We start from the raw sequence: 16216 nt of genomic DNA on the forward strand, positions 1-16216 counted from the left end.
AGGCTGTTTCGCGGGGATCCGCAGCCTGGCCCCCTGGACCGGGGCGAGGTGTCAGTGGGTCTGCATACTCTGTGCTCAGCACAGCAGCGCATCTAGTGAACTGGGGGGTAACGTGGCTCAGTCTGCGCGACAGCCTGTAGTAATGGACAAGAAGATCGATTCTCTCCCTTTCTATGACATGTCCTGGGGCGAACTCGAGAGGCTGGTCTGGGAGCTCGTCCAGGCGGTTGAACATCTTTCGCCGTGCCACCGCTACGGAACGCCTGGGCAGGCCCAGGGCGGCATCGATATCGCCGGGCGCACAGCAGAAGGCAACTGGTACGCATACCAGGTCAAACAAGTGGCCCAGTTCACGGAAGCAGACGCGAAGAAGGCGCTAGATACGTTTGTTCGCGGTCCACGTCCTCACGGTGCAACACGCTTGGTCCTCGTCACCTCATGCAAGGGGACACGGACCCAAGTACGCGACCTTGCCCACCACTACCAGGATCAATACCCGGACCTGACCCTGGGTGAGGTATGGGACGCCGAGCGCCTGTGTTACTTGCTACGAACTCAGCCGCGCATTGTCGGTCGCTACTTCGGGGACGGGGTAGCTCGCCGGTTCTGTGACAACAAAGCCTTCAGGGGGCACTCTTCCGGAGAAGGAAGCACCGACGTGGGTATCCCCCTTGCTGCTGCGGATCCGTTTGACCTGGAAGTCCACGAGGCGATTTCCATCGCCTACGCCACGCATGACAGCTCGCTTCCCGTGTATTTCCGTCGCCCTTTTGACGGCGAACTCGCCACCGCCGTGGAACAGGCTCTCAACGGGCAAAGCGTAATGAAGGTGCTGCTCGGTGACTCCTCGACGGGGAAAACCCGAGCAGCGTGGGAAGCAATCCAGAGAATGCCGGAGGAGTGGCGGCTGTGGCATCCGGCCAGCCAGGACGATCTGCTCCCTTCAATCGACTCGTTGGAGCCGCGAACGGTCCTATGGCTCAACGAGATCAACCGGTATCTCCTTACCGGTGACACCGATCGGGACGAACGCGCCGCTGCCCGGCTCACCGAACTTCTCCGTAGTCCAGAGCGTGCACCCATACTTGTTCTCGGCACGGCCTGGCATGAGCACTGGTCCACAATGACCACCGCGCCGCGAAACGAACGTGCGCAAACCCAAGCTTTGTTCGCCAAGTGCTGGATCCGAGTGCCTGAAGCATTCAGCGAACACGAGATCTCATCCCTCGTGGGCGACTCCGAGTCAACCGACAGCAGAATGCTGCAGGCCGCACGCCTCGCCGAGAGCGGACATGTTATCCAGTATCTAGCTGGCGGGCCGGCCCAGTTGGAACGCTACGAGATGGGGTCTCCCACAGCCCGCGCGGTGTTGCAGGCCGCGATGGACGCTCGCCGACTAGGCCACAGTCTCCATCTGCCTCACGCTTTCCTCAAGGCCGCAGCGGCAGCGTACCTCACGTCATTGCAGCGTGATCTGGCGCAACCTGACTGGTTCCAGCAGGCAGTGGAATACCTGTCAGCCCCGTGTCGGGGCGTTCGCGGACCACTGGCACCACTCCCGGGCTTCTCCGTAACGGATGCACAGAAACCAGGCCACTACCGACTCGCTGACTTCATCGAGCTCCATGCACGGCGACGTCGGAAGTTGGTATGCCCAGGAGGGGAATTCTGGTCTGCCGCTGTACAGCATTCCGCCACCGCCACAGACAGAGTTGCTCTGGCTCGTGCAGCTCTCGACCGTGGCAGGAGGACAGAATCTGAGGCCTTGGCCCTGGCAGCGGGAGAGGAGGGAGAAGGTAGAGCTCTCTACCTCCTCGCTGAATGGATCCACGCGCATGGCAGAGACGAGACTCCCATTCCGTACTACGAACTGGCCGCCGAAGTTGGTAACCCTGAAGCTCAAGTGGTCATTGCCTGGCGGTACGAGCGCGAGAAGCGACTCGACGAAGCGGAATTGTGGTACCGAAGAGCCATAGAGTCCAGCGGCAGGTTCGATGCCATTGTGGGGCTCGCTTCCGTCCTATCTCAGCGCGGGAACGCCACAGCCGCGGCTGCGCTCCACAAGAGAGCTCTCAATTCCGGATTCTTCGGCGCCCGAGCAGTCGAGTACCAAGCCCGATCGCTTGCCAAGCAAGGCCAGCACGAACTCGCTCTTCTCCACACGGCGCAATCGTTCAAAGCTGGAAACACCGAAGCCTTCACCGGGCTTGCCTGGACCTACATGTACAAGGACACGCCTCGAGCGATCGATGTTTTCCTGCACGCCATGGACTCAGGCGATACCAACGCCCCCCGCGAACTCGCCTGGGTCTACGAAAATGAGGGTGAGACGGCCCTGGCTGATTACTACTGTGAAGTCGCCGTCTCTCTCGGAGAGATAAACGCCCTGCGGGGCCTGGGAATGATCCGGCGCAGCAAGGGTGACTGCCGCTCGGCTGCGGGCTTGTTCTGGAGGGCGTACAACCTTGGCCTTTGCTTCGCATTGTTTGAGTTGGCCAGTTTGAGAGAGGAGGAAGGGGACCTCAAGAGCGCGGAAAGGCTCTACTGGCGTGCTCTCGAGGAGGGACAGCAACATGCGGCGAACCATCTCGTGCGCATCTTGGAGAGCACAGAGCGGACACAGCAAGCGGAGGAGCTAGCTGCCCATTCCGAGGAGCTTATTCGGGAACTCGCGTGTGCACGCGCCGACCGAGGCGAGCAAGAAGCCGCTGAACACGTACTTGTCGTAGCCATCGCTCAAGGGCATCCTGACCTGCTCTTGAGCCTCGCCAAGCTCCGGCAGGAACGAGACGACTTCGCAGGGGCAGAGCATGCACTTCGCCAGGCGCAAGACGCCGGCGTGCGCTCCGCCACGGAGCGGCTGGTAAAGCTGCTTGAACTCGAGCCAGCCTGACGCTTTTGGAGCATGGCGGTCCTCGTGGTGTCGGCCACGCTTGGCACCAGATCGCGGTGGCGAATCTCCCCGTGCCAGTCGCGTACAGCAGCAAGCCGTTCGCCTGTTCAAAGTGGGTAGTTGGCGTTGGCGTCGGAGCAGGTACTCAGCACTTCGGCCTGCCACCACTTGACGTTTGCGCACGCTGTCGGCTTCCTTGTCGGCCACATCCAGCCCAGAAGTTGACAGGCGTTATTACCAACCGTTGAGGGAGACTTGGCGCCCGTCGGCGAGGTAGCGGTGCAGGGCGCTGGCTGGCGCCCAGAGTGCTGTCGAGGCTGCCACAGATCATCCGTGCGTGGCGGCAGGTGCGACATGAACTGAGCCGTGGTGCCGATCTCAGAGCTCGGGGGACTCGGCAAGTGTCGCCAGTCCGGGCACGCTCGAGGTCAGCCCTCACGGTAGAGGCTCCATGTCCAGGGAGTCCGAAGCGGGGCGCGACGAGGGCTGATCCGGTCAACGCCACTGCCGGTAGGAGCCGTTCGAGGCTGCTGAACTGCAACCGAATGCCCCGCCAGTGTGTGCAGGGGACTGGGTATCAACCTGGCATGTTCAGCTCAGGTCTGTCCCGCCGCTACTTTGTTCTTTAACGGGCGGGGTCGTGAGGCGCGGCTGTCAGGCTTCCTGGAGTGAGACAGCGAGGGCAGCTTCCCGGACGTGGGTTCGGGAGGCGGCCCTCACCGTTCTGTCGGTGCGGTGGCCTTTTCCGGGTCCGGGCCTCAGGCCGTCCCGTACGCAGCGGCAAGTTGTCCGAGCCTTGCTGGAGTCCTGCTCGTATCGCACACCGTCACGCGCTGCGTGCTCATGCGTTGAACTGGTGTGAATTCGATCTTCTCGTCTGCCCAGCTACCACTCGCGGCTGAACGTGTCCTCAGCCTTCAGCCGTTGCGCGTCGCGCAGCTTGCCCGGAGCTGGGCCGTAGATGTCACCGCGGCCGACCTCGCCCCGGTCGCCGCACCGGTTGATGCCGCACGCCGCCTCGGGGCTGGACGTGGATACCTCGAAGGGACGGCCGCGAACAGGAAATTGGCAGAGTTGCTGGACGAACGGCCCGAGGATTTCGGGGCCGCTGGCCCCATCACGCTGGGCGCGGAAGCAGTGGAACTGCGGCCTACATTGCGACCGTTCGGTGATTCCCTGCACGTCATCGGCCCCGAATGCATCGACGGCTTCCAACGCTTGAAGACGATCGCCACCATGAAGGACCGGCTGTCGCAGGAGCACCTGCAGCGTTCCGTCATCCGCCTGGAGATCTACTGCGGGCCTGAGCGGGACCGGGCTCGCCGTGCCCACGACGGAGCGGAGGGGTACCTCAATCCGTCAACGGCTCAGGACCTTCTGATCCGGTGTCCTGACATCGTGCGCCTCATGCACCAAGATTGGGAGAAAGGCGCCTTCGACCCGCGCCGAGGAGTGACGACAGGGCCCCACGAGCGGCAGTTCTCCATGGCCGATGTGACATCTGCCCTTGCTTGTCTGTCGCCCGGTCCGGACCCGGTCGCGGCGCATCAGGCGGCCACCCCCGAGGGGCGGGAATCGCTGTGGTCCAACCGGTTCTCCCCGGTTTACCGCAGCCTTTTCCACGGGCGGATGTCACCGGTCGGCGTCATGCGTGCTGTGGAGGTATGGAACACGGCTCATTCTGCGCTGGATGCGATGCCGAAGAAGTCCCGTCAGGGTTATGGCCATCTGATCGAATACGCGCCGGAACTGATCTGCTGGAAGGCTTGCCGCTCACTTCCTCAGCAACTCCCCCTGCACCTGCTGCATGAAGATGCAAAGTCGCCTTTCCCGTGGGACCAGGTGATCGAGCGTGACCTCCCCGCCGCTACCGTTCAGACGGCCAGGTTGCTGGTGGCTCGCTACAGAGAAGCTCGCCCAGAGCGCCGATGCCCGTACAAGACAGAGGCGCCGGAAATCGGCTTGTGGAGAGAGCTTGCCTGGTGAGCGGCGCGACCAGGCAGGATCGGGGCAACCCGGGCAGGTCGACCCGCAGTGTCGGCGTCGGGCCGTACGGGCTCAGGTTGACGGGCCTGACGCGCAGCCGGTCGTAGGCGGGGAACCGGCCGTACAGGTCGGCCAGTTGCTGCGGGTCGGCCGGGTGGAGTGGGGTGTCGGTGGGCATCCGGGGGTGCTCCTCGTGAGCCGGGGCCGTTCGGGGGCGGGGGTGCGGCCGTTCGCGGGGCGGGGGACGGCGGGGGTGTGGGCTACCGGCTCGTAGGTCGTCGTGGGGTGGGGGCAGGGGCTAGGGTCGCTCTCGTTCTTTCTCGTCCCACGATCAGTACCTGCCTAGGTGAGCACCGCACATGAACGAAAAAGTGAGATTTCCGAGCGTCGTCGGTCCGGAGCTGGCCGGGGTGATCGACCTGCCCGAGGGCGAGGTCCGCGGCTGGGGGCTCTTCGTGCACGGGTTCACGCTCGGGAAGGACTCGCCGGCCGCCTCGCGGGTCAGCAAGCAGCTGGCCCGTGAGGGGATCGGCGTGCTGCGGTTCGACAACCTCGGGATCGGCGGCTCCGAAGGCGACTGGGGGGACGGTTCGTTCACCGTCAAGGTGCAGGACACCGTCCGCGCCGCGGCCTTCATGGCGGAGCGCGGGACTCCGGTGGACCTGCTGGTCGGGCACTCGTGGGGCGGTGCCGCCGCGATCGCCGCCGCGCACGAGATCCCCGGCCTCCGCGCGCTGGCCACGATCGCGGCGCCGGTCGACCCCAGCCACGTCGAGCGGCAGTACGACTCCGTCCTGGACCGCGTCCTCAGTGAGGGGGAGCACGAGTGGTTCGTCGGGGGGCGGACGCTGGTGCTCAAGCGCGCCTTCGTCGAGGACGTGCGCCGGGCCCATCTGCGGGACCGGATCGGTGAGGTCAACCTTCCGCTGCTCGTCGCGCACTCGCCCACCGACTCCACCGTCGACATCGCCAACGCCGCGGAGATCTTCCAGGAGGCGCGGCACCCGCGGAACTTCATCTCGCTCGAAGGCGCCGACCACCTGCTGACCGCGCGGGGGCAGGCGCAGCGGGCCGCGCACATCATCAGCGCCTGGGCCGACCAGTACCTGGACGAGCCGCGGCCGGAGTAGCCGGCACCCCGGACCGAGGCGAGGCCGCCGCTTCCCGCGAAGCGGCGGCCTCGTCGTACGCGGTCGGGAGTCAGCCCGGCGTCGGGCCCTGGGTGAACGAGATCCAGACGTCGGGGGGCAGGTCCGGGCGGTTCGGGACGGGTCTGCGTTCCTCGGTCCAGGCCTCGCCGGTGATCTCCGTGGCGGCGCGGCGCCAGAAGCGGACGGCGGCCGTGTTGGCGTCCTGGAACGCGACCTCCCACGGGCCCGGGTGCCGGGCGACGACCTCCCGTACCGCGCGCAGCCCCGCGCCGGACCGTCGTGCGCCGCGTACGACGAAGAAGCTGTTGAGCACCCTGCCCGGGCCGTTCAGCCCGTACACGAACGCGAAGCCGACGGGGCTGTCGCCGCTCGTGAGGAGGTAGGGCGCCCAGTCCGGATCGGTGAAGGCCGAGCGGAGCCGCTCGTCGGGGAAGGTGCCGTCCGGGGAGGGCAGCGGGCCGTTGAACTCCGAGAGGTCGTGGCGGAACATCAGCCACAGCCGCTCCACGACGGGACGGTCGGCACCGTCTGCGCGGCGCAGCGAGAGGTCGTCTGGCACGGGACGTGGTCTCCTTCGTGAGGGTGAACGACGCCTGTACGGACGGGAGTTGCGGTCTCATCCTGCCAGGCCGACGCCGCGTACGGGCCGGAACGGGCCACTCAGCCCCGCGGGACGAGCCGCGGCACCGCCCGTACGTAGACGAGCATGCCGACGACCTCCACCAGCGTCTGGGTGACCACCACCACCGCGGCGACGGCCAGTTGGTCGGGAAGAGCCAGGGCCAGGGGGAGGACGACCAGGGAGTTGCGGGTTGCGCCCGTGAAGATGACGGCGCGACCCTCGGGTGCGTCGAGGCGGAGGAGGCGGGCGACGGCGAGCCCGGCGAAGGCCATGACGGCGAGGAAGAGGACGTAGAACGGTACGACGCGGGCGACGTCGGCCACCGCGTCGTTCAGCTTGGGCAGCTGGGAGGCGACGACGGTCAGCAGGGTGGCGGCCATCAGCGGCACCATGGCCGTGCCCACCGCGTCGGCGGCCCGCTGCCCGGCGGGGCGGCGGGCGGCCCACGCCTGGGTGAGCCAGGCCAGGACGAGCGGGACGACGATCAGCACCAGGAAGGCTTCGACGAACGGGCCCGCCTCGACGACGTCGGCCAGATCGGCGCCCAGGAACAGGTAGAGGAAGCCGGGCAGCAGCACCATCTGCGCGAGCAGCAGCAACGGCGTGGCCGCCAGCAGCCGTTGGCTCGCGCCGCCGGCCAGCCCGCTGAAGACGATCACGTAGTCCACGCACGGGGCCAGCAGCACCAGCAGCATGCCCAGCCGCACCGCCCGGTCGTCCGGCAGGAAGCCGGACATCGCCGCCACGACCAGCGGCACCACCACGAAGTTCACCGCCAGCGCGGCCACCAGAAACCGCCCGGCACGCAGCGACCGCACCAGCTCAGCAGCGGGCACCTGCAGGAACGTCACATACAACAGCGCCCCCAGCACCGGATTGATCGCCCCCTCCAGCCCCGGCCCCACCCCCGGCGCCCCCCACCCCACCACCGCCCCCACGGCCAGCGCCCCCACATAGACACCGACTTGGTGCCGCTCCATGCCCGAGAGGAAGGGGGAGGACGGGGACATGGTGGTGCTCCTCGGGGGGTGGGAGTGACGTGTCGAGGATGTCACGTCTGTTCCGGCCACAGCTCGCCTTCGAAGACGGGCAGCGCTCTCCCGGGCCTTCCGGCGACGGTGCTGCGCAGCCCGTGCGCGGCGACGATCCGCTCCACGGTGCGCTGCGGCAGTCCGCGACAGTCACGGGGGTGGAGCGTCAGCCCTTTGCTGTTCCTGCGTACCTTCCATGCGGGGGCGTGGAAGACGGACGTGGCCGGACTGAAGTGCTGTGTGCGCAGCTCCTCCGCCAGTTCGGCCGCTTTCCGGTCGAGGTGTTGTTCCCTCCGGTGCGGGTCCCGGGCCAGGGCGCGGCGAGGGTCGATCCCGTCGGCCGAGACGGCGTCGCCCGCGAGCTTGAGCACCAGACAAAGGCAACGAGCCGCGCATTCCAGCGGAATGACGGCCCACTGCACCGCGGACCAGAGCATCAGCGACGAGCGGGGAAGCACCGGCAAGGCGGGGGATTCCGGAACGTCGTGGGAGGAATTCGCCATCAGCGCTGTCCTGTCGCACTCTCGGAGAGGCCACCGGCTGTGCCGGGCACCTGGCTTGTGCCCGGCCGCCCTTCGGCCGCCACGATGTGGGGACGAGTGAAACACCCGCCCGGGACGCGCTCCCAACCGACGGAGGCTCCGATAGCGGTCCCGCGGCGGTACCGGCCGCCCGTGCGGGAGAGGAAAGGGGAGGACCGGAGTTTTCGGGGGCTCGGCGTTGTGCTGGTGCCGTTGTACTGGGGCGTGGCCGGTGTGTCCTTTCTGCTGTCGCCGGTGGTCGTCACGCTCGGTCGGTTCGAGGACCGGCTGTGGCGGGGTTTCGGTATGCGGCGGCTGTTCCGTGGGCGGGTCTGGCAGGGCGGTTGGGAGAGTGACGCGGGCCGGTTCATCGTGGCGGTGCGGGGGCGCGGGGAGTGCGACAGTGCGCTGCTGGCGCTGACGGACCGGCGGATGCTGGTCCTGGACAGCCCGTACGCGCCGGAGCTCGAGGAGCCGAGGGCGCGGGGCGAGTTCCCGCGCGGCTCGTACGGGCCGCGCCCCGAGCCGCATCCGGCGCGGCACCGGGACCGGGTGGACATCGCCTTCGCCGACGGTTCCTGGCTGGCCGTCGCACTCGTCGAGCGCGCCCAAGCCCCGGAACTGGAACGGTGCTTGGCGGGCTGACGGAACAGCTCACGGCCTGATGAGAGCCCGGGCCCCCGTACGTCCGCAAGAGCCGGGCGGGCCGCTCACCCGTGCCTGCGGATTCGCCGTCGAGGTGCGGCCCGTGCTCGCCTTTGTCGGGGTGCGGCGGCTGACCGTGGTGCCGTCGTTGCGGGTGAGGGGGCCTGGCGGAACCTCTGATCCGGGCGGAGGGCCACATGACGAAGGCGGCCACCCCGGTGCGGCCGCCTTCCAGGTGGGGGCGGGGTTGGCCCGCCGGGCTGTCAGAGGTCCTTGGCCTTGTCGTAGAACTCGTCGAAGGTCAGGACGCCGTCGCCGTTGTCGTCCCGGCTCTTCACGACGGCCTCGGCCAGGCTCACGGTGTAGTGACGGTCGCCCAACTCCACCATGGCCTGCTGGAATTCGGCCGGGGTGACGTAGCCGTCCCCGTCCAGATCGAACTTGTCAAAGGTCTTGCGGGCGTCATCTATGTGGGCCACGAGAGCCTCTACCTCCGTGTGCGTACCGGTCACGCGCCACCGGTGGCGCGTTCCGGGTCACGCTACCCCGTCCCGTCGCCCGTGCCCGGCCGGAACGTGGATCTTGACCCGATGGGGGAACGGTCATCTCCCGTCTTTTGCACGGGACTTGGGGGAGCGGCGGCAGAGGTGCGGAGAGTAACGGGGCGGGTGCCGAGAGTGTGCGGTGCGGGGTGGTGTGAGGTAGTCGTCGTGCCTGGTGGCGGGGCGGGAATTTCGTTGTGGGGGGTTGGGCCGTCACAATCTCCCGGTGACCTTCCCCCGTCTCGGAGCGGACTCGGTCGTGCCCGCGTAGGCAGGGCCCGGGAGCCGCGGACGCGGGGTGGGCGCTTTCGGATGCTCGAAGGAGATGATCTCCCTCCGAGGAGGCACGTTGGAAGGAAGGCCGGCCATGGCGGCGGACGCGCGTGGTGATGTCGAGGAGTTCCTGCTGGGGGACCGGTTCATATGCCTGGCGGGGCGTTCCGCCTGGCGGCAGGGCGGCATTCAACACCGGCATTACGACCTGCTGGGCAGTGAGGAGTCCGCCCGGCTGATGGCGCACGACCTGGCGGAGTTCGTGGGCTCGGCGGACTGGAGTGCCCGGACGTTCACCAGCTTCGTGGCGACGTTCGAGCAGCCCCGCGGGGTGGACGAGCTGCGCTTCGAGGAGCTGCTGTGGCAGCAGCTCCAGCTGCTGCACGAACAGGACGCGGAGGCGCACGGCTGGGCGGAGGGTTACTCCTCCGATCCGCAGTCCGGGGAATTCGGCTTCAGCGTGGCCGGGCATCCGTTCTTCGTGATCGGCCTGCACGAGACGCATCGCCGGTGGGGCCGTCGTCCCCCGTTCCCGATGCTGGCCTTCAACTCGCACGAGCAGTTCGACCGGATCAAGGGGGCCGGGATGTGGGACCGGCTCGCGGAGAAGATCCGGAAGCAGGACATCAAGCTGCAGGGGGACATCAACCCCAATCTGTACGAGTACGAGCAGCTCTCCGAGGCGCGCCGCTACTCGGGCCGCCCCAAGCCCGCCGACTGGCAGTGCCCCTTCTCGGCGGTGCCGGCGGAGGCCGGGGCGGAGCTGGAGCTCGACGGTGATCTCGAACCGGTGGCGGCCCTGGAGGCCGAGGCCGGGGGCGACGGCGACCCCGGGATGGAGCGGGAGCTGACCGTCTCGGGCGTCTGAGTCCGGACGCCGTGTGCGGCCCGTGGGAGCGTCGGCTCCCGCGGGCCGCTCTCCGTTTCGGGCGGCGCCCCGGCTCCGGGGTCAACCGGCCCTCTCCCTAGGGCCGTTGACCGTCTACGTGCCCTGCCCGTCGCGGAGGGCCGATTCCATGCCGCGGAGGGTGGCCGTCATGTTGTCGCGGAGCTGGTCCAGGCGCTGCTGGAGGACGGCCGCGGCGTTGGCGGGGTCGGCGCGCTGGAGGTCGCGCAGGCCGCTGTCGCCGGGGCCGTGCTCAAAGGTCTGGTGGACCACTGTCCGGCCGGGGTCGTTCGCGGGGCGGAGGGCGTAGTGCCACAGGGCGAACGGCTCCTCGGCGTCGGGGTCCTCGGCGTACACCTGCCAGCCGAAGGAGTGCGGCGCCTCGGCCGCCGTCACCACGCAGATCACATGTGTGGTGAGCCCGTGCGGGAAGCGGTTCCTCGCCTCGAAGCGGGCCCCGGGCTCGGCCCGCGTGTGCCCGTCGAGCCATGCGCCGTGGACGCACTCGGGGCTCCACTCGCCGTGCCGCGCGGGATCGGAGACGGCCTCCCACACGCGGTCGACGGGTACCTCGACGGTCAACTCGACCCGGGTGCCGGCCCCGGTCGTTCCGTAGTCGTCAGCCTGCATCTGCCGCTCCTTCGTGGGTCGGACCCGGGTCACGGGGATACGACCGCGTGACGTCGGCGAACTCATCGCCGCTCCGACCTCAGGTGGACGTGGCCAGGGACGCCTTCGGGCGGAGCGCGGGGACGCGGCCCGGGGCGCGGGCGCCCTGCGCGGGGGAGACGGGCCGGGCGCGGGGCGGTGCGCCGGTGGCGGCGGCGAGGCGGGTGAGCCGGCTGTAGGCGTACGCGGTGGAGACCATCGTCATGTGGTGGTGCCATCCCGGGTACGAGCGGCCCTCGAAGTCCTGGAGTCCGAAGTCGTCCTCCATCTCGCCGATCGCGGTGCGCGCGGCGGCGGCGTGCGGGAGGAGGGCGAGGACGTCGTGGGCCGGGGCGTCGGCGCGGTTGGTGATCCAGTGGCACACGCGTCCCGGGTCCGTCGCCGAACGCCGGGTCCACAGCCGGTAGACGTGTCCGCCGACCGGGAAGGCGCCGGCCGCCAGCGCCGCGGCCGTCGGCAGCCGCACCAGCGCCGAGGACATCGCCGAGGGCGCTGAGCCGGCGGCCCGGGGGAGCGCGACGGACGTCGTCCCGTACGGGGCGGGCCGCGTCGCGGAGGCGGACGGCAGCCAGGCGCCCGGGGGGTCCGGCATACCCGAAGTCCCGCCGTACAGTGCCGAGTTGCCGCGCCGGGGCGGACAGGCCGCCTCGGCGGGGAGCGGGGTGCGCGGGGCCGCGGGGGAGTGCGGGACGACGGGCTGGCCCGGGGGGATGCGGATGAGGAAGTCGACGCCGCGGTGGGACAGTCCGGCCGCGAGTTCCGCCGCACTCCCCAGTCCTGTTACGTCCATGACAAACGGAAGCGGGCGGCCGACCGGGAGCGCGGACGCGTGGTCGACCAGGCCGAGGAGCTGCTCGCTCACGGGCTGGTGGGTGAGGTCCTCCGGCACGCGGGTGCGGCGCCGGCGGGCGGGGTCGCGGGACCACTCGCCGTTGAGCAGGAGCTGCCAGTCGACGGGGGCGCTGCAGCTGCCGGAGGACAGGAACAGGCCCATGCCCACCTGGCAGTTGATGGTGCGCCCCAGATCGGGCACGAACCGCCGGTGCACACCGACCGAATGGTCGCCGCGTTTCGGAATGGTGGCGAGGGAGACCGTCCAGGCGCGCAGGGTGAGCGCCCCGGCCATCCGCTGGGCGAGCGCCCGGCGTACCGGAATCCAGTCCCAGGGGCTGGAGTTGATGAACTGGTGCAGCGACTGGGAGGCGGTGCGGGTGCCGGGGACCGTCGCGGCGAGCTGCTGGAGGGACTTGCGTCCGCGTACGGTGAGCAGGCCCCGCAGGTGCGCGGTGGCCCACTTGCGCTGGTCGGCACGGGGCAGGCTCGCGAACAGGTCCTCGGCGAAGTCGATGACGTCCGGCCCGCGTCGGGCCGCGTGTGTCGAGTGGCGCGTTCGGTGCACGGAGACGTACCCCCAGGTTCTCTCCCGCGTGACGGACAGCGAAAGAGTACAGAGCGCTCTCTCTTTTTTGGGGTGCGGGCCACCACTTCGTGAAGTCGGCTGTGCTACCGCGGTGATACAGACCTGATACGGACCCGCCCGAGGCTGTCTCCGGAGTCACCACGAAGGACAGCGCCGAAGGGCGGCGCCACCGACCCGGTGACCTTGGAAACCGTCGGCGCGAGGCCGACAGGACCTGAGACGACTTGGGGAGTGGAGTGACCGGGAACACCGTTCGGCAAAGACAACAAGCCCCCATCAGGGCAGTTGACCTGCTCGACCTCGTCGAGCTGTACGAGGACTGCGGACGCGCCCTGACCCGTACGCACAACGGCCCCCGGGAGAGAGTCAGCGGCAGCCGCTCCGTGGGGATCTCCCTGCGGGAGGAGGCCGTGACGGCACGCGCCGACATCATGGCCCTGCTCGCCGGCTGGGCCGGCACGGTGGCGCGGTCCCGCGGCATCGCGGGGCCGGAGCAGCGCGAGGCCAGGGAACTCGTCCGCTTCCTGGTCGGGAACCTGGACTGGCTGCTGGACCGCCCCGACGCCGCGGACTTCGCCACGGCGGCCGCCGAGGCGGGCGAGACCGCGCGCCGGGCGATCCAGAGCGAGCCCGTTCCGCGCACCGCGCTGGGCCCGTGCCTGGACCCCGGCTGCCAGAGCACCGTCTACGTGGAGCCGGCCGGACCCGACTCCCTCGCACAGCACAGGGTGCGCTGCGAGGCGGGCCACGACTGGCCGCCCCGGCAGTGGCTGCTGCTCGCCCGCCGGCGCGCCACCGCGGACGTCGCCGCCGGTGACCCCTTGTCGAAGGTGGCCTGAGATGGCGTCGACCGGAAACCGTCCGCAGCGCACCGTCCCCACCAAACTGGCCGCGCTGGCCCTCGACGTCCCGCAGGCCACCATCCGCAAGTGGGCCAGCCGCGGCCTGCTCACCGGATACGGGACCCAGACGCGGGCCGAGTACGACCTGGACGAGCTCATCGCCCTGTGCGAGCGGCGCCGGGCCTCGCAGCACTAGCCCGGCAGCAGCACCGGACCCGAAGAGCGACAGCGCCGACAGCAGAACCAGCCCCGACCAGCCCGGAGCGCCGACCGCCGCGCCGGGGCGGTGTGCTGTGCCCGCGGAGCCACCCCGCGGCCGCACGCGCCCCGCCCGTCCCGGTCGCCGCGAGGGCGCCCACCCGAACCGGCCTCGCACAACGACGTGCCGCCGCACGACTCCGGCCGCCGCCCGGCGGCCGGTCATCCGCACACCGGTAGCCACCCGTACGCACACGCCGCACTCGCGTACGCCGGTGGCCGCTCATGGAGAGGACATCCCCCGTGCCCACCACCCGGCACCCCGAGACCCGCGCCATCCACGTGGAGGTTCCGGACCTCGAAGCGGCCCGGCCGCTGAACGTCCCGCTGTACCAGACGTCGAACTTCGGTTACGACAACCCCGAGGAACTGGCCGAGGCGATCCGCCGTCCCGAGTCGTTCGCCTATCTCCGCAACTCCAACCCCACGGTGCGCGCGCTGGAGAACGCCATCACGTCCCTGGAGGGCGCCGAGGCGAGCATGGCCACGGCGAGCGGCATGGGCGCGATCCACACCGTGCTGCACACGGTGCTGAGCAGCGGGGACCACGTCATCGCCCAGAAGCACCTGTACGGCGGCACGTTCGCGCTGCTCAAGGACCTGGCGGCCCGGTTCGGGATAGAGACGACCTACATCGACGCGCAGGATCCGGCGGAGGTCGCGGCCGCCGTCCGTCCGACGACCAAGGTGCTCTACCTGGAGACGCTCTCCAATCCGACGGCCCAGGTCACCGACCTGCCCGCGTTCTTCGCCGCGGGGAAGGAGGCCGGGCTGACCGGCATCGTGGACAACACCTTCGCCACGCCGCTGGGTTGCCGTCCGATCGAGCTGGGGGCCGATGTGGTGGTGCACTCCACCACCAAGTTCCTCTCGGGGCACGCCGACGTCCTGGGCGGGGTCGCCGCGTTCGCCGACGCCGGGCTGCACCGTGAGGTGTGGACGCGGCTGCTGGAGACCGGCGCCGTGGCCGACCCGTTCGCCGCCTGGCTGACGCTGCGCGGGATGGGCACGCTCGGTCTGCGCATGACCCGGCACCACGAGAACGCCGACGCGCTCGCCCGCTTCCTCTCCCAGCACCCGGGCGTGGAGAAGGTGCACTGGCCCGGACTGGCCGAGCACCCCGGCCACGAGATCGCCAAGCGGATGCTGCCGCACGGGTACGGCGGCCTGTTCGCGATCGACGTGGCCGGGGGCCGGAAGGAGGCGCTGGAGTTCACCCGGCGGCTGCGGCTGGCCGACCGGGCCGTGTCACTTGGCGGTCACAAGACTCTCGTCCAGCAGCCGGCCACCTCCTCGCACCGCTCCATGGACGCCGACGGACTCCGCGCCATCGGCATCACCGAGGGCACCGTCCGGATCGCCGTCGGTCTGGAGCACATCGACGACCTCCGCGCCGACTTCGCCCAGGCCCTCGACGGCTGAGCCCTCCGCGCCCTTCCCGGCAGCCGGGCCGTCGCCACTGGCGGCGGCCCGGTTCGCCGTCGCGGCGGCGGTCAGCGCCCGCAGGGACGCGTGGTGGGCCTGCAACGGCCGTACGCCGCAGCCCTCTTCGCCGTGCCCGCGCATCGCGGATATGCCCTGGACGGCTGCGGCGAGTGCCTGGACGGTGGTGAGGCAGGGGACGGCGCGGGCGACGGCGGCGGTGCGGATGTCGTAGCCGTCGAGTCGTCCGCCGGTGCCGTAGGGGGTGTTGACGATCAGGTCGACCTGCCCGTCGTGGATGAGCTGGACGACGGTCTTCTCCCCGTTGGGGCCTTCACCCTCGGACTGCTTGCGCACGACGGTGGCGTTGATCCCGTTGCGCTTGAGGACCTCTGCGGTGCCGGAGGTGGCGAGGAGCTCGAAACCGTGGGCGACCAGTTCACGAGCCGGGAAGATCATGGCCCGCTTGTCGCGGTTGGCGACCGAGACGAACGCGCGGCCCTTGGTGGGCAGGGCGCCGTAGGCGGCGGCCTGGGACTTGGCGTAGGCGGAGCCGAACACCCCGTCGATGCCCATCACTTCACCGGTGGAGCGCATCTCGGGGCCGAGGACGGTGTCGACGCCGTGGCCCTGGACGTCACGGAAGCGGTTCCACGGGAGCACGGCTTCCTTGACGGAGATGGGGGCGTCCAGTGGGAGGTCACCGCCGTCGCCGGTTGCGGGGAGCATTCCCTCCGCACGGAGGTCCGCGATCGACGCGCCGAGGGAGATACGGGCGGCGGCCTTCGCCAGCGGCACGGCCGTCGCCTTCGAGGTGAACGGAACCGTCCGCGAGGCACGCGGGTTGGCTTCGAGGACGTAGAGAATGTCCCCGGCCATCGCGAACTGAATGTTGATCAGCCCACGCACGCCAACACCCGCCGCAATGCCCTCGGTTGAGGCGCGCAGCCGCTTGATGTCGTGACCGCCCAAAGTGATCGGCGGCAGCGCACACGCCGAGTCACCCGAGTGGATACCGGCCTCCTCGATGTGCTCCATCACCCCACCGAGGTAGA

14 protein-coding genes and 1 pseudogene are annotated in these 16216 nt (G+C 69.4%); 8 read left to right on the plus strand and 7 right to left on the minus strand.

From position 1 onward, the window contains the following. Positions 1 to 142 precede the first annotated feature (142 nt). The 3 genes from HCC30_RS23595 (at position 143) to HCC30_RS23605 (ending at position 6009) form a co-directional block, all read left to right on the plus strand. A complete protein-coding gene (locus tag HCC30_RS23595) occupies positions 143 to 2893 on the plus strand; it encodes a hypothetical protein (protein WP_169444763.1) in 2751 nt (916 codons plus the stop codon). Positions 2894 to 3817: 924 nt separating this feature from the next. Next, positions 3818 to 4879 carry a hypothetical protein gene (locus HCC30_RS23600; RefSeq protein ID WP_169444764.1) on the plus strand — a complete coding sequence of 354 codons (1062 nt, stop codon included), beginning with the start codon at positions 3818 to 3820 and terminating at the stop codon, positions 4877 to 4879. A 359-nt stretch (positions 4880 to 5238) separates the two neighbouring features. After that, positions 5239 to 6009: an alpha/beta fold hydrolase gene (locus HCC30_RS23605; RefSeq protein WP_169444765.1), complete on the plus strand. Its 771-nt coding sequence runs from the start codon at positions 5239 to 5241 to the stop codon at positions 6007 to 6009. 70 nt (positions 6010 to 6079) lie between these two features. Here HCC30_RS23605 and HCC30_RS23610 read toward each other — a convergent pair whose 3' ends face one another. The 3 genes from HCC30_RS23610 to HCC30_RS23620 form a co-directional block, all read right to left on the minus strand. Then, entirely contained in the window at positions 6080 to 6520 is a 441-nt protein-coding gene (locus tag HCC30_RS23610; RefSeq protein ID WP_169444788.1) for a GNAT family N-acetyltransferase, read from the minus strand. 170 nt (positions 6521 to 6690) lie between these two features. Then, a complete protein-coding gene (locus HCC30_RS23615; protein ID WP_169444766.1) occupies positions 6691 to 7662 on the minus strand; it encodes a bile acid:sodium symporter in 972 nt (323 codons plus the stop codon). A 41-nt stretch (positions 7663 to 7703) separates the two neighbouring features. Continuing rightward, complete coding sequence (locus HCC30_RS23620; protein WP_169444767.1) at positions 7704 to 8186, minus strand: hypothetical protein; 483 nt, start codon at positions 8184 to 8186, stop codon at positions 7704 to 7706. Positions 8187 to 8438: 252 nt separating this feature from the next. On the opposite strand from HCC30_RS23620, the gene HCC30_RS23625 reads away from it, so the two are divergent. Then, positions 8439 to 8849, plus strand: a complete 411-nt coding sequence (locus tag HCC30_RS23625; RefSeq protein WP_169444768.1) for a hypothetical protein — start codon at positions 8439 to 8441, stop codon at positions 8847 to 8849. Positions 8850 to 9112: 263 nt separating this feature from the next. On the opposite strand, the gene HCC30_RS23630 is transcribed toward HCC30_RS23625, so the two are convergent. Then, the gene (locus HCC30_RS23630) at positions 9113 to 9328 is read right to left on the minus strand and encodes an EF-hand domain-containing protein (RefSeq protein ID WP_169444769.1); all 216 of its coding nucleotides are present in this window, start codon (positions 9326 to 9328) and stop codon (positions 9113 to 9115) included. A gap of 430 nt (positions 9329 to 9758) precedes the next feature. On the opposite strand from HCC30_RS23630, the gene gntA reads away from it, so the two are divergent. Then, positions 9759 to 10532, plus strand: a complete 774-nt coding sequence (gene gntA, locus HCC30_RS23635) for a guanitoxin biosynthesis heme-dependent pre-guanitoxin N-hydroxylase GntA (protein ID WP_169444770.1) — start codon at positions 9759 to 9761, stop codon at positions 10530 to 10532. Positions 10533 to 10646: 114 nt separating this feature from the next. Here the strand turns inward: gntA and HCC30_RS23640 are convergent, their stop codons facing one another. After that, a complete protein-coding gene (locus tag HCC30_RS23640) occupies positions 10647 to 11180 on the minus strand; it encodes an SRPBCC family protein (protein ID WP_169444771.1) in 534 nt (177 codons plus the stop codon). A gap of 79 nt (positions 11181 to 11259) precedes the next feature. Continuing rightward, entirely contained in the window at positions 11260 to 12618 is a 1359-nt protein-coding gene (locus HCC30_RS23645; RefSeq protein ID WP_169444772.1) for a transposase, read from the minus strand. 257 nt (positions 12619 to 12875) lie between these two features. Between HCC30_RS23645 and HCC30_RS23650 the strand changes: the two genes are divergently transcribed. The 3 genes from HCC30_RS23650 (at position 12876) to HCC30_RS23660 (ending at position 15161) form a co-directional block, all read left to right on the plus strand. After that, positions 12876 to 13478: a hypothetical protein gene (locus HCC30_RS23650; RefSeq protein ID WP_169444773.1), complete on the plus strand. Its 603-nt coding sequence runs from the start codon at positions 12876 to 12878 to the stop codon at positions 13476 to 13478. A gap of 1 nt (position 13479) precedes the next feature. Continuing rightward, on the plus strand, positions 13480 to 13677 hold the full coding sequence (locus HCC30_RS23655) for a MerR family transcriptional regulator (RefSeq protein WP_169444774.1): 198 nt from the start codon (positions 13480 to 13482) through the stop codon (positions 13675 to 13677). Positions 13678 to 13982: 305 nt separating this feature from the next. Then, positions 13983 to 15161: an aminotransferase class I/II-fold pyridoxal phosphate-dependent enzyme gene (locus tag HCC30_RS23660; RefSeq protein ID WP_346776773.1), complete on the plus strand. Its 1179-nt coding sequence runs from the start codon at positions 13983 to 13985 to the stop codon at positions 15159 to 15161. Positions 15162 to 15254: 93 nt separating this feature from the next. Here HCC30_RS23660 and carB read toward each other — a convergent pair. Further along, positions 15255 to 16216: pseudogene (gene carB / locus HCC30_RS23665) on the minus strand (carbamoyl phosphate synthase large subunit); the annotation flags it as partial.

It is taken from the genome of Streptomyces sp. HNM0574, assembly GCF_012726235.1.
Lineage (GTDB): Bacteria > Actinomycetota > Actinomycetes > Streptomycetales > Streptomycetaceae > Streptomyces.